The 13,282-nt window shown below is 33.2% G+C and carries 19 protein-coding genes; 9 read left to right on the top strand and 10 right to left on the bottom strand.

The window, feature by feature from the left end; genetic code table 11:
• Nucleotides 1–10: 10 nt before the first annotated feature.
• Entirely contained in the window at nt 11–1,420 is a 1,410-nt protein-coding gene (locus HYY69_04460; GenBank protein ID MBI3032702.1) for a hypothetical protein, read from the bottom strand.
• Nucleotides 1,421–1,502: 82 nt separating this feature from the next.
• Between HYY69_04460 and HYY69_04455 the strand changes: the two genes are divergently transcribed.
• Together HYY69_04455 and HYY69_04450 are read left to right on the top strand one after the other, a co-directional pair.
• Complete coding sequence (locus tag HYY69_04455; protein MBI3032701.1) at nt 1,503–1,910, top strand: hypothetical protein; 408 nt, start codon at nt 1,503–1,505, stop codon at nt 1,908–1,910.
• Between the two features lie 21 nt (nt 1,911–1,931).
• Entirely contained in the window at nt 1,932–2,531 is a 600-nt protein-coding gene (locus HYY69_04450; protein MBI3032700.1) for a nitroreductase family protein, read from the top strand.
• 48 nt (nt 2,532–2,579) lie between these two features.
• Here HYY69_04450 and HYY69_04445 read toward each other — a convergent pair whose 3' ends face one another.
• The 3 genes from HYY69_04445 to HYY69_04435 all read right to left on the bottom strand — a co-directional run bounded on the left by HYY69_04445 (nt 2,580) and on the right by HYY69_04435 (nt 4,238).
• Entirely contained in the window at nt 2,580–2,978 is a 399-nt protein-coding gene (locus HYY69_04445) for a PIN domain-containing protein (protein MBI3032699.1), read from the bottom strand.
• 1 nt (nt 2,979) lies between these two features.
• Nucleotides 2,980–3,222: a hypothetical protein gene (locus tag HYY69_04440; protein MBI3032698.1), complete on the bottom strand. Its 243-nt coding sequence runs from the start codon at nt 3,220–3,222 to the stop codon at nt 2,980–2,982.
• Between the two features lie 113 nt (nt 3,223–3,335).
• On the bottom strand, nt 3,336–4,238 hold the full coding sequence (locus tag HYY69_04435) for a PIG-L family deacetylase (protein ID MBI3032697.1): 903 nt from the start codon (nt 4,236–4,238) through the stop codon (nt 3,336–3,338).
• Nucleotides 4,239–4,327: 89 nt separating this feature from the next.
• On the opposite strand from HYY69_04435, the gene HYY69_04430 reads away from it, so the two are divergent.
• From HYY69_04430 to HYY69_04420, 3 genes are all read left to right on the top strand, one after another.
• Entirely contained in the window at nt 4,328–5,647 is a 1,320-nt protein-coding gene (locus HYY69_04430; protein MBI3032696.1) for a Gfo/Idh/MocA family oxidoreductase, read from the top strand.
• Between the two features lie 173 nt (nt 5,648–5,820).
• Nucleotides 5,821–6,918: an ROK family protein gene (locus tag HYY69_04425; GenBank protein MBI3032695.1), complete on the top strand. Its 1,098-nt coding sequence runs from the start codon at nt 5,821–5,823 to the stop codon at nt 6,916–6,918.
• 36 nt (nt 6,919–6,954) lie between these two features.
• Nucleotides 6,955–7,293, top strand: coding sequence for a hypothetical protein (locus tag HYY69_04420; protein ID MBI3032694.1), 339 nt, complete (start codon nt 6,955–6,957; stop codon nt 7,291–7,293).
• Nucleotides 7,294–7,426: 133 nt separating this feature from the next.
• Here the strand turns inward: HYY69_04420 and HYY69_04415 are convergent, their stop codons facing one another.
• Complete coding sequence (locus HYY69_04415; GenBank protein MBI3032693.1) at nt 7,427–7,762, bottom strand: winged helix-turn-helix transcriptional regulator; 336 nt, start codon at nt 7,760–7,762, stop codon at nt 7,427–7,429.
• Between the two features lie 287 nt (nt 7,763–8,049).
• Here HYY69_04415 and HYY69_04410 point away from each other — a divergent pair, with 287 nt between their 5' ends.
• Nucleotides 8,050–8,355, top strand: a complete 306-nt coding sequence (locus tag HYY69_04410; GenBank protein ID MBI3032692.1) for an MGMT family protein — start codon at nt 8,050–8,052, stop codon at nt 8,353–8,355.
• A gap of 14 nt (nt 8,356–8,369) precedes the next feature.
• Here the strand turns inward: HYY69_04410 and HYY69_04405 are convergent, their stop codons facing one another.
• The 4 genes from HYY69_04405 to HYY69_04390 form a co-directional block, all read right to left on the bottom strand.
• A complete protein-coding gene (locus tag HYY69_04405) occupies nt 8,370–8,756 on the bottom strand; it encodes a PIN domain-containing protein (protein MBI3032691.1) in 387 nt (128 codons plus the stop codon).
• Complete coding sequence (locus tag HYY69_04400) at nt 8,756–8,956, bottom strand: AbrB/MazE/SpoVT family DNA-binding domain-containing protein (protein ID MBI3032690.1); 201 nt, start codon at nt 8,954–8,956, stop codon at nt 8,756–8,758. The genes HYY69_04405 and HYY69_04400 overlap by 1 nt, the downstream gene beginning before the upstream one ends.
• Nucleotides 8,957–9,182: 226 nt before the next feature.
• Nucleotides 9,183–10,133, bottom strand: coding sequence for a hypothetical protein (locus HYY69_04395; GenBank protein MBI3032689.1), 951 nt, complete (start codon nt 10,131–10,133; stop codon nt 9,183–9,185).
• A 299-nt stretch (nt 10,134–10,432) separates the two neighbouring features.
• The gene (locus HYY69_04390; GenBank protein ID MBI3032688.1) at nt 10,433–10,768 is read right to left on the bottom strand and encodes a hypothetical protein; all 336 of its coding nucleotides are present in this window, start codon (nt 10,766–10,768) and stop codon (nt 10,433–10,435) included.
• A 163-nt stretch (nt 10,769–10,931) separates the two neighbouring features.
• Here HYY69_04390 and HYY69_04385 point away from each other — a divergent pair, with 163 nt between their 5' ends.
• Genes HYY69_04385 through HYY69_04375 form a run of 3 tightly spaced genes read left to right on the top strand, consistent with a single transcriptional unit; the run spans nt 10,932 to nt 12,869 of the window.
• The gene (locus tag HYY69_04385; GenBank protein ID MBI3032687.1) at nt 10,932–11,936 is read left to right on the top strand and encodes a virulence RhuM family protein; all 1,005 of its coding nucleotides are present in this window, start codon (nt 10,932–10,934) and stop codon (nt 11,934–11,936) included.
• 7 nt (nt 11,937–11,943) lie between these two features.
• A complete protein-coding gene (locus HYY69_04380) occupies nt 11,944–12,699 on the top strand; it encodes a hypothetical protein (protein ID MBI3032686.1) in 756 nt (251 codons plus the stop codon).
• A 32-nt stretch (nt 12,700–12,731) separates the two neighbouring features.
• Nucleotides 12,732–12,869 (top strand): hypothetical protein, encoded by a 138-nt coding sequence (locus HYY69_04375; protein MBI3032685.1) that lies wholly within the window; start codon nt 12,732–12,734, stop codon nt 12,867–12,869.
• On the opposite strand, the gene HYY69_04370 is transcribed toward HYY69_04375, so the two are convergent.
• A complete protein-coding gene (locus tag HYY69_04370) occupies nt 12,866–13,165 on the bottom strand; it encodes a hypothetical protein (protein ID MBI3032684.1) in 300 nt (99 codons plus the stop codon). The genes HYY69_04375 and HYY69_04370 overlap by 4 nt on opposite strands.
• Between the last annotated feature and the right edge of the window lie 117 nt (nt 13,166–13,282).

The raw sequence follows: 13,282 nt of genomic DNA, 5'->3' as shown, positions 1-13,282 counted from the left end.
CTAATTCTACTTAACCTGCGTCTTCAATAAATCTCCTACCTCTGGCGCCTTGAGCTTCATAACTTGTAGAATGCCCTAATTTCATTTGAATAGTACCATAATCTGGTGGCGCATCTCCCTTAGTGCTTTGACCGCGGAAAATTAGCCACATAAAGTCAACGCTTCCTTGCGATTCTTCAATAGGACCATCAGACCATCCTGGAACCCAATTCTTGAATACTATTTTGCTTGTTGGACCATAGGATTGAAGACTCCACTTTTTCCAATCTTCTGGTTCTATAAGCTTAATTTCCCAAGTACCTTTAGAATTACCCCATTCCCATGTTCCATCAGACTTAAGTTCAAATCTTCTTGATAAAGGAGGCGAAATACTATTCCCACCTTTATCATAAAAGATTGCTTGAGAATAAATCCGCCACGAACCTGCAAGATTCTGATTTGTTAAGGTACCTTTTTGAGGAGGAGAAGGTGTAGGTATTAGTGGAGGTTGAGGTGGCTGAGGTTGTGTAGGTGGTGGTGATGGTGGCTGCAGGTTTTCCTGAACAATATCAAATTTAACCTTTTTATTTCCATCCATTACAAAAGTGTTTTGCAAAACAACATTTTCATCTTTTCCATATTGAGCACTGCATTGGTTAGGACAGTTTATTTTTCCGTCCGAACTCTTAATCTGTCCTGTACTTGGTTTTTCTACAGTTAGAGTATATTTAGGTGCAGTACTTGGTGGTGTTGGTGGGATTGGTTTAGGTGTTTCAATAGGTTTTCTCAGCTTTGCCGCTAAAGTGCTGCAATCCTTTTGAACACCTTTGTCAATAAATCCTGATTGACAAGGATTTTGCAAAGCATATTCTGCATTATACCGAGGATCTAAACAGCAATGCAGTTGTGATTTTTCTGAGGGAGGAGTTTGTATAGGTGCAACAGGTTCTTGGATGGGATCTCCACTAATTGGATAAAGTGGTGTTTCAGAAGGTGGTGCTGGTTTTGGTTCAGATTGACCACCAAAATTAGCAATAACAGTGGTATCAGCATCAAGCGTGATGGTACAAGTCATTTCAGTTCCTGAACATGCTCCTCCCCAACTAACAAATTGATCGCTTTGCGGTTTTGCGGTCAGTCTCATTACAGTTCCTGGTGAATAAGCTTCACTGCAAGCTGCACCACAAATAATTCCAGAAGGGCTTGAAGAAACATAACCTTTGCCTGTTGTTGAAACGGTTAATATAACTTGTCCTCCTTCAAAAACAAGATTTCCTGTTAATGGAGTTATGCCTATTTTAGCTGCATCTTCAGAGAAATAAGCTCCTCTACCATAAACATTATTCTTGAACACATCACTAAGGGCTGACAGCAGTCCTACCAATACAACCATGATAACAATTGCTAGAAGTATAGATGAGTGGTTTTTTGCACGTTTCATAATATCACCTTTTTTAACAATGTTTAAGATATTCGTTTTCTTACTAATTAACTTTATAAATATTGTGGCATAGCTTGTTTTAATGGATCAATCACTCGAAACACTTGATATTACTGTATTAGAAGATGATTATGAATGGATTGCTAATCTACGTAGAATCTTTGATGGTGAAACTAACATAAAGTATCAGATAGCTAAGAATTATGCTGAATTTCTAGAGCTTCTTAGCACATATCGTGCAGATCATTACCTCATTGATGGTAGTTTTCCACTTGATTCAACGAGAGATAATTACCAATACTTTATTCCCGCTACTAGACATCTTAAACAAGTACATCCAGAAGCAAAAGTTTATTATATTGGCGCCGATAATTTGTCAAAGGATGTTATAGATGAATATGGTGTTATTGTCGTTACAAAATTTGGACTCTACAATTTGGCTAAGAAGTTAGTTGATGATGTTAAAAGGGAGAAACTCCAAAAAGAATAAAAATAAACTAGGTGAATAGTTATGGAATTAAAATCTGAAGTTAAACAGCATCGTAAACAAGAGCATCACGTTGATCCTTTATTTCTCAACAGATGGTCACCGCGAGCTATGAATGGGGAACATATTACTGATGCAGAATTAATGAGATTATTCGAAGCTGCAAGATGGGCGCCAAGCTCATATAATAATCAGCCATGGAGATTTGTCTATGCTCAAAAAGGAACTCATTACTGGCAGAAATTTTTTGATTTACTTGTTGAGTTTAACCAACAATGGTGCAAGAACGCTGCAGTGTTAGTTGTTGTTATTTCAAGGAAAACATTTGAGCATAACGGACAACCTTCGATTACTCATTCATTTGATACTGGCGCTGCGTGGGAGAATCTGGCCTTAGAAGGCAGCCTAATGAATTTAGTAGTCCATGGTATGCAGGGATTTGATTATGATAAAGCAAAAAAAGTGTTTGATTTATCTGATGATTACAACGTAGAAATGATGTTTGCTGTTGGCAAGCCAGGCAAAAAAGAAGATTTACCTAAAGAGATACAGGAACGGGAAATACCATCCGACAGAAAACCCTTGAATGAGATCATATTTGAAGGAGAATTTATGGGGAAATAAAATTATTTCTTATTTAAGAAAATAGAAAAAGAAGCGTTTATGCCATCATTATACTGTTAAAATCACTTTTTTAAGATTTGTTATTTGCTGAAAATCTTTATCTAAGGTTACTAATTCCATATCTGATTCTATGGCTAACGCAGCTATCATAACATCGAATGGAGGGATAGGCTTTCCTTTTTCTTGAAGATCATACATAATTTTACAAAAAAGTATACCGGTCATCTTACTTGTGTTTAGCAGAAGATACTGATCTAATTTATTAAGACACTCAGCTCTATGTTTATAATTCCGTTTCATAACTCCAAAATAATATTCTGCATAGGTGAAGATAGTAATAAAAAATCGGTCGTTATCATTTTTTTTCAAGGCAGCTACATGATTAATAATTTTCTGATTCCCGCACTCAAGTTCAATGAGAATACTAGTATCAAGAATAAGACTCATATTAATACCTTAATTTAAATCCTTCACGTACTTCTTTTTTAATTTTTTTATAGTCTTCGCTTGTAAAAAGTCCTTTTAAGGGTTTTGGTCCATAAAGGATTTGATGCCAATTACTTTTCAAAGGCTTGGTATCTTTATTCACAACTTCTTTAAAATAATCACCTAATTTCATGCCGTTTTCTGCAGCATGAGCTTTGAATTTACGCCAAGCTTCTTCATCTACATTTTTAAGACAAACGTCCATGATTTTCACCTACAAGTAAGATAGGTTATACTTATTTATAAAAGTTATCTTTTTATAACTTGTTAGACATTTCTAAATTATTGAGGAGAACTAACCGAGCGATATATTGTTTTTTATAGAGAAAAAGAGTTTGCCAAAGCAATTTTTTCTTCACGAGTTAATCTATGCTTTCCTTCTTGTTCTCTGAGTTTATCTACCCAATATAATCGTTCAAGAAGAGCAGCATAAAGTTTAAAATCAGCTTTAAATATACCTGATGTAATAGGTGTATAATCAACAAAAAATTCAATATAACCTCGTGTTCGCGCTGCTTCATGTGCATTAAGCATAATCCTTTGGAAAGTGCCTCGCGCTTTTAATGCTGTTGGATAGTCATTTGCTAGGTTTTGTGATGGATAACAAGCTCTGAAAATGGCAACCTGTCTTTGCATAAGCTTTGGTGTTATGTATAATGGCTCTTGCGGTTCAAATCCTAATTCTCTACCAAGTAAACTACCCCATACAGGATATCCTCGTACATTTTTATATGCTGTTGCCTTTGCTGCAGTAACAACTGCTTCAGCAACTAAAAGATGTGTAGAATGATCATCATAAGGAGAATGTGTGAGAATCTCTGTTGGTTGCACTTTATTAAAAACTATTTCCATAGCACGCTTAAATTCATGAAATGTTGTTGTATTTTTAAGATAAGAACTTGGGCAATTTAAAAGCAGGAGAAAATCAATGCCAACTTCTTTTGCTGCTTTAATTGATTCAGAATTTCTCATTGCTCTGATCTCATCTTTTGTCATTGATACTTCACTATCAGTAACATTCATTCCTACACCATCTGTGGCGATAACAGTACCAACTTTTTTACCTTTCCTAATTCCCTCTAATTGATAAAAAAAGGTAAATGCTTCATCATCCTGATGTGCACCAGTAACAAGAAGATCTAAAGGGGGTAGTACTAAATCATCTAAACAAGCAGTTTCTGTTTGTTCATATTGATCATTAATTCTTTGAAGTAATATCATGATAAGTGGAATAGTTATTAAGTTAAAAAGTTAATTGTCTTTTACTAAATAATAAAACATATAAACCACATTCTATTCTTTTATTCTACATGACTAACGATAAGAATGATAGGTTAGAAGTAGTTATAATAGGTGCAGGAGACCGAGGTAAAGATACTTATGGTGCTTATGCAAGTGAAGAAGGATCCCCTATTAAAGTGGTTGGTGTTGTTGACCCTGAAACTGCAAAACTGGAAGAGATGGGACAGAGACACAATATTCCACCAGAACGATTATTCAAAACCTTAGATGATTTTTTAGACTCAACAAGATTCTGCGATAACGCGATAAACGCAACTCCTGATAGATTTCATCATGATACCACAATAAGCTTATTACGGAAAGGTTATAATATATTACTGGAAAAACCAATAGCAAATAATCCACAAGACTGTAGTGCTATTGTTGATGAACAAAAGAAAGCAGGAAAAGTATTATCTGTTGCTCATGTCTTAAGATATGCACCATTTTTTAAAGAGATAAAGAAGATCATTGATAGAGGTGATCTTGGAAAGCTACTTCATATTAATCTTACTGAACATGTTGGATACTGGCATTTTGCCCATAGTTATGTCAGAGGCAACTGGCACAAAGAGGAAACAAGTGGACCTGTTATCTTGACAAAAAGCTGCCATGATTTGGACATGCTCTGCTGGCTGATTGGTGGAAAAGTTTCATCTCTGAGTTCATATGGAGCACTGCATCACTTTAAAGCAGAGAATAGGCCAGAAGGAGCAGCGGAAAACTGTCTTGATTGTAAAGTTGATTGTCCCTATGATGCTAAGGCATTTTATTTAACGGAGCAAGATTCGTCAAAGGTCATTTGGCCTCCTTCTGTTATTTCCACTGATAAAAGCATAGAAGGAAGACAAAAAGCTTTACGAGAAGGGCCATATGGAAGATGTGTTTATACTATGGATAATGATGTATGCGACTCTCAAACAGTTATGTTACAATTTGATTCCGGAGCAACTGCACAATTTTATTTAGCTGCCCACACGGATCAACATTCAAGAGAAATTCAACTTTTTTTCTCCAAGGGAAGAATATACGGATATGTCAACAGGGGACGTTTTGAGGTAACAAAATTCGGTGGAGGAAGTATAGATAAAGGTAACTACGACAGATCAGAGTATGACAAAATAACTACCTGGGAGGGTGGTTCTAAGGAAGATCATGGCGGAGCAGATGGAGTATTGGTAAAGGCTTTTGCAGATGCAGTCAGAAATAATAATCCAAATGCAAATCTAACAACAGCTGAAATGTCATTGCAAAGCCATATGCTTGCCTTTGCTGCTGAATTCTCACGCAAAAATAATGGTCAAAGAGTTGATATGAAACAATATATGCATCAATTTCTAAAACGTTGAATGTCAAGAATCACCAGTCAAAGACCAGATGGCATGAACGAAGTTCCGACGGACTTCCATTGTGTGGTTCTTGAACACAACGCTCGATATCCTATCCACCATTGAAACAATGGATGGAATCTCGGTTGTTTCAAAAGATAAACTTTAAAAAAAACAAAACTTTCCATCATGTAATGGGGGGAAAAAACAAATACTTCGTAGCAATTGACTTGGGTGCTGGATCAGGAGCAAAATTAGCTTTATTTGATCATGCAAAAAAAATAATAGATTATCAAGAACTGATTAAGCAAGAATTTGAACCTTCTTTTGAATCATTGTCTGATAACTTAGCTAGTAAGATTAAAGCACTTTCTAAAAGGAGAACTATTGCTTCTATTGGAATTGCAACAAATGGCATATTAGCAAAAGATGGATCATACATCATAGCTGCAAATTCGGATTACATGAATGGACAGAATCTTAAAGAAGTAGTTCAAGAAAGAGTTTGTGTTCCATGTGGTATCATGAATGACGCTGATTGTGGTGGACTAGCTGAATGGATTATCGCTCAAACAGAACTATTATATTGGGTTTTAGGCGGAGGATTTGGTGGTGCATGGTTAAACCAGAATGGAGAAGTAATGTATCCAACAATAGATTGGGATAAAAAAGATGAAAGCTTACATTTTACCAATGAGCCTGGCTATGCAGTTCCACTTTATAAAAATGAATTACGTAAAAGATTTACACAGCATAACTTTGATTTTGATGAACTAGAAGCAAAACTTGCTGAATTAGGTAAAGAAATACGAGGCCCTTCAAAAGATGAAAAAACTCTACGAACAGAATTACTTGTGTCTGGCACTGGATTGCCCCTGATATATTATAGTTCTAAAGATTTTAGAGCAAAACCAGATCTCAAAAGAGAAAAACAAAAATTAGAACTATCTTTAGATGGAATTGTTATTGATGGAAGGGTTATCTATAATTTAGCATGTTCCCATGATTCAATAGCATTAAAGACATTTGCTCTGTTTGGAGAGATTTTTGCCGATGCTGCCCATGCAATACTTACTGCTGCTCACGCTGATGGCGCTGAAGATAACATCCCTATTTATTTAGCAGGAGGAGTATTAGCTTCACTTCCATTTTATGGACCAACTCTTAAAAGAAGATTAACAGAGATGGGACATTTTAATTATGTTCGTCCTTCAAACCTTGTAAACAGGGGAATAAATCCAAATCTGCTCGGCGCTGCTGTTTTAGCTGAGAGGGTATATCGTGGATCATAAAATTAACATATTATCAAAACTGTTATGATTGAATAGGTGATTGCTATCGAAAAATGCTATATTTGTGAAAAGGGAAATTTACATGATAAAAAAGTAGCTTATACACTCTACGGAGTAAGTTTAGGTAAATTTAATGCACAAGTTTGCAGTGCTTGTGGAGAAATATTTTATGATGAAGAAGAATCAAAGAAAATGACAGCACTTGCTAAAAAGAAAGGATTATGGGATTTGAAAGCAAAAACTAAAATTGGTGAAGCTGGGACAACGCTTGACATACGTCTCCCTAAAAAGATTATTGAGTTTTTAGAATTAGAAAAAGGAAAAGAAGTTGAGATGCTTCCTGAAGGAAAGAATAAATTAGTGATATATGTATAAAATTATTAATGAAATCAGATTAGAATTTGCAAATTGCCTAAGAAATTATGAATTTGTTGTTATGAAAGAAGATGTTTGGAATTTCTGGGAGAAAAAGATGTTTTGAAGTTGGCCATATAAGAGGTAAATAGCATTATATCACTGTAGATAATTTAATCTTTTGCTGTTTAGTTAACAATTCTTCACTGCCTAATTTTGCCCATTTATCCTGAAGTTTTGCTAATTCTTTAATGTAAGGATTATCTAAATTAATACGATATAATTGCATGTTGCCATATTTTTTAGTAGGAATAATAATCTGTTCTTTAAGAAGTCTTTCTAACATTTTGTAGAAAGTAGCTCTACTTACTTCAGCTTGTTCTGCAATATCTGAAATGCTGTAGTCTAGATGTTTACCTATTAAAAGCATATCCAAAATTCTGACCATAGGGGTATTTCCTAAAAAATAAGTGAAATTTGTTTCGCCCATACAAAGCGTATAATCAAACAAATATTTAAATGTTTTCTTTTTAAACAGTACTGTTTAATTATTAAACTTAATTCCGTAAACTTTTCGACGATAACATAAAAAGTTCCGAAAAAAATGTCAATAGGTTTATTAATGAGTGAAACTACTATGAATGAATGGATAAAATTGCATTACAAAAGAGGTTTTTAGACAAATTAAGAAATTTTAGACCTGCAAAATGGGGAGCCTCACATACTGAACTAAGAAATATTTTTAAAGGATTATAGTTTTTAATTAATCACATTAAAATGTCATTCAATCAACAAGTCTGGGAATTATGCAAGAAAATTCCAAAAGGGAAAGTGACAACCTATAAAGAGATAGGTAGAAAACTTGGAAAAGGGCAGGTATATAGAGCTGTAGGTAATGCATTAAAAAGAAATCCTTATGCACCAAATGTTCCCTGCCACCGAGTTGTTTGTTCTAATGGCAGTTTAGGCGGTTATTGCGGAAAGATGAATTCTTCTAAGAAAATAAAGATGCTAAGAGGGGAAGGAATTTTATTTGAAAAAGGAAAAGTTATTGATTTTGAAAGGAAGTTATATAGATTTTAATGATCTAAATTAAGCTATGCAAGAAAAATCACATTCTTTAAATTTTTAAAATGTTTATCGCCTGAAATAAGCTTAGCATTATATTGCTTTTGCTTTACTAACAGCACAGCATCAATTAAACCAAAATCTTTTTGAGTTTTTCTCTGTTGAAAGCGCTCTTTACCAGCATCAATCCAATCAAAATCACTAAGAGTAATTATAGTTGAATTTGCCCTAATAACTTTATAAGCTTCTTCAAAAGAAGTTTCTTCACGTAAAGCCCAATTTATTATTTCTGCTAATGAACATTGAATCGTTAATAACTCATTTTCTGAAGTTAACAATATTTTTTCGAATATTTTTCCTTTAGAAGAACCGTTAAAATATTCAATCCATGCATAGGTATCAACCACATATCTCATCAGCAAAAATCCTCATGATCATCATGTTCTCTTTGGAATGATTTTGCACCCTTCCAAATACCAAAACCATTTACTCTTCTTTTAGGAATAATAGTTATCTCTACTTTATCTCCTTTGTATAAATGTAATTCTTTCAATTTTTCAGCAGGCAAAATAACGCCAATTGAATTTCCCCATTCTTTAAGTTCAAGCTCTACCATGTTTAAACATCAAGTATAACTTGTTTATATAGTTTGCGGTAATTTGTACGTAATAAGTCTGGGGTTTTAGCACCTGCTTTTGTGAAGCTCCTCAATATCTTTATTGGGGATTTTTCGGAGTTCCAGAGAGAAAAATCCAATTGAAGAACACTTCAAAAGCTGAACCGGCGCTAAAACCTAAGGAGGACTTATTACGTACGGTAATTTTAAGTGTTTTTAAGATGATTTACAAGATTTTTTTAATAACACTATTATCACCATCCAACTCAATAACATCACCAGTCTTAATGCTAAACGATGCTCCATTTGTTCCTACAATGCACGGAATGCCAAACTCCCTTGAAATGATTGCTGCATGAGAACATATGCCTCCTTCATCAGTAATAATGCCAGATGCTTTTTCAATGATAGGTACCATAAGTGGAGAGGTCATTGTTGTTACCAGAATTTCACCTTTTTGAAATTGCTGGCAATCTAAAGCAAATTGCTGCAAATCTTTAACATGAACTACTCGTGCTTTAGCGGTAATTTTACCTTTATTTGCAGTCATTCCTTTAATTATGTTTGATAGCTGCTTATAGTTTTCTTCTGAAATAATAAACTTATTTTTATAAGCAATAGCTTCATCGCCAGAATAAATATTTGTTGCCTGATTTTTATGGTGAATAACAAAACATTTTTTCCTTGATTCTATTTCAGCTTTTGACAATTCACTTTTTCCTAAAAGAAAATCATGAATATCGGAAAACATGTAAGTTTTAATAAAATCATCAAAATGAATTCCAATTCGTTTGCATAGTTCTAAAATAAAATCCAAACATAAGTACTCTGCACCACTCCAGACGTGCTTTAGCTTATAACGGTATAAACCATTGTTTTGAAGTATTTTTGCGTAATAGTGCAAATCTGCATTTTGGAGTTCAGCATAAATTTGTTCATGCAGGTTTTTTGTTTTTTGCAAGCCTTGTTCTATTTTTGTTATTTCCTGATCTATTTCTTCATTTGTTTTAGATTGGCTAAGTTTATTTTGCAGAAAGTTAAAAACTTCTTGTTTTGAATAAGTATTGAAAAATAAAGCAGGATATTTTCGACTATGATTTTCCAGTTCTTTATTGCTTACACATTCCTGTTTCATCAGATGTGAGAACTCAATTCTTTCTTTCATTGTTTCATCCATTTCTGGGGGAGTTGAAAGGAGAATGAAGTATTCTTCAACTTTAGCATCATGTTGCAATTTATTTTTTATGGTTTTTTTGATTTCTTGCTCTAAAATAAATGTTGCTTGAGGAGTAGAAGCTCCAAAATAAATTAAAGACAGCTTTATTAATTGTTGATAGTTTCAATTTTTGAGAATGCCTACAAGTTAGAGTTCAAACAAAGAAATAGGAAATAATATTTTTTTCTCCCACCCAATAGGAGAGACGCGCGCAGGTTTTTCTTTCAGAAAAACAGATAGCAAAAACTTCGTTTTTGGATTTATCGAAGAAGTTCATCAAGTCTTTCCTTCCATTGCGGATTGTCTAAATGTTCATATCCTTTTGAAGGCAAAAGTGCTTCTACGCCAACAATCCTATCCCTACTGACTTCTTGAGCAGATTTTTTTACTAAATCTGGAAATTTCTTTGATAAAGCAGGTTGAACATAATCTCTCATAACTTGGTTAAATCCCGTTATAGAAAAATAATTTATGCCTGGAAATAATCTTTCCACCAAAGGCATATAACCAGCAATAGTTTTTTCATCTCCGACTAAAGCCGGGTGATTCTCGCCATGAATTGCTGACCATACTTGTGCTTCATTATATTCTGCCATAATAATCCCTTATTCCCCCTTAACACCAGCTATAGAACATGAGATCAGTATATTAATATTCTTCCTCCCTTAAGGGAGAATGATAAACTATTTAAAGAAGATAGAACTTATAAACCATTATTATCTACAATCCCAATGGTGTTTACTTATGAGTAAAGATTTGATGCAAGGAGATAAAAGTACAGATTTTTTAATTTATACTACTCCTGAAGGTAATGTCAAAGTAGAGGCATTTTTATATAATGAAACGATATGGCTTACACAAAAGAGAATGGCTGAACTTTTTGGTGTAGAAGCAAACACGATTAATTATCACTTAAAAGAGATATTTAGTTCTAAAGAATTAGATGAAACTCCAACTATTCGAAATTTTCGAATAGTTCAAAAAGAAGGAAATAGGGATATTGAAAGAGAACAGATATTCTACAACTTAGATGCAATAATTGCAGTAGGATATAGGGTAAATTCTAAACAGGCAACGCATTTCAGAATTTGGGCAACACATGTTCTTAAAGAATATATTATAAAAGGATTTGCTATGGATGATACAAGATTAAAAAATGGCAAATATTTTGGCAAGGATTATTTTGATGAATTACTGGAGAGAGTTCGTTCGATTAGAGCAAGTGAACGAAGAATTTATCAAAAGATTACAGATATTTTTGCTGAATGCAGTATTGATTATGATCCACAATCAGAAATTACTCGGGAATTTTATGCAACTGTTCAAAATAAATTCCACTTTGCAATCTCTGGACAAACTGCAGCTGAAATTATCTATGAAACTGCAGATGTCAAAAAGAAAAACATGGGTTTAACAACTTGGAAATTAGCACCTAAAGGGAGAATATTGAGATCTGATGTTGTTATTGCTAAAAATTACTTATCTGAAAAAGAGATTAAACAACTTGAAAGAACCATCTCAAGTTTCTTTGATTATATTGAAAGAATTATTGAAAATAAAGTAGAAATGAAGATGAATGATTTAACAAAAAGTGTAAACAAATTTTTAGAATTTAATGAATTTAGGATTCTTGAAGATAAAGGCAAAATCTCTTTTAAACAAGCTGAGAAAAAAGCATTGAAGGAATACGAATCATTTAATAAAACACAAAAGATAGAATCAGATTTTGATAAGTTTAGTAAAAAGCTGCTCATAAAAAAATAAATAGAAAATGGAAACTGAAACAATACTTGAAAATATTGGTTTAACTAAAAATGAAATCAAAATCTACTTAACATTATTAGAACTAGGTTCAACCACAACAGGAGCTTTGATAAAAAAAACAGAAATACATACGTCTAAAGTATACGATGGATTAGAACGATTGGCAAACAAAGGGTTAGTGAGCCATGTTATTATTGCCAATACCAAGCATTTCAAAGCAGTAAATCCTGATAGATTGCTTGATTTTCTCAATGATAAAAAGAATAAAATAACTGAACAAGAAAAGCAGATTAAAAATATACTGCCTGCATTGAAATTAAAACAGCAATTAGTTGGCGATGAAACTGAGGCAGAAATCTTTACCGGCTGGCAGGGCATGGAAACGGTCTATAAAATGATGAGAGATACCCTTAAAAAAGGAGATATTAATTATGTGTTTGGCGCAAGCAAAGGCGAAGATGAGGAAAGAGTCAGAAATTTCTTTAATAAGCATGCATTATTGTTGGCGAAGAAAAAAATAAAGCAAAAAATTATATTTAACGAATCTGCACGAGGCAATATTCAGGAAAGCGTGAAAAGACCTGATTTAACTAAAATAAGGCACATGGAAAATACAACACCTGCTGAGATCAATATTTGGAAAAATAATACGATGATCGTCATACTCACCAAAAAGCCAACCGTAGTTTTGATCAAAAACCCTAAAGTTGCTGATTCATTTAGAAAATATTTTGATATAATGTGGATGATGGCTAAGCCATAAATTTTATAAATAACAGAGCTAATACTTATAATATGCAAGCACAAAAGATTACTATCAGTATGGAAGAGTATAATTCCTTAAAGAAAAAAGCAAAAATAGCAGATGACGCTCTTATACAATTAAAATTAAGCCTTGAAGATATACGGCATGGAAGAGTTAGTAAATTCTAAAGAGATTTAAGGTAGCTCAACAATTCACTCATATTTAAGTTAATAAAATTAATTATTTCCTGTTGTTCTTTTTTAGAAGCAAATGATACGAACAAAATTCTTTTAGTATTTTCATCAATAAGAAAATAAAGTCTTTTGTCCAAATATTTCTTTTCCCTAAACCATTTATAACCTAATGGTTTTCCCGTTGGATATTCTTTGAAATGTTGTTTAATCTTATCTATCCAATCCTGCTCATTTTTATCTAAAGAATCATAAATATCTTTAAACGTATCAGTTGCGTAAATTTCATACATAAAATACTTTCTAAATTTTTTAATTTATAAATTTAGATGTTTAAATTATGTAATTTTAAGAAAGGTAGAGGGATAAGTATCAAGATTATATCTCAGTACCGCAACAATATGAGTTAT

It is taken from the genome of Candidatus Woesearchaeota archaeon (assembly GCA_016192995.1).
Lineage (GTDB): Archaea > Nanobdellota > Nanobdellia > Woesearchaeales > DSVV01 > JACPTB01.
This window is presented reverse-complemented; position numbering and strand designations above follow the sequence as displayed.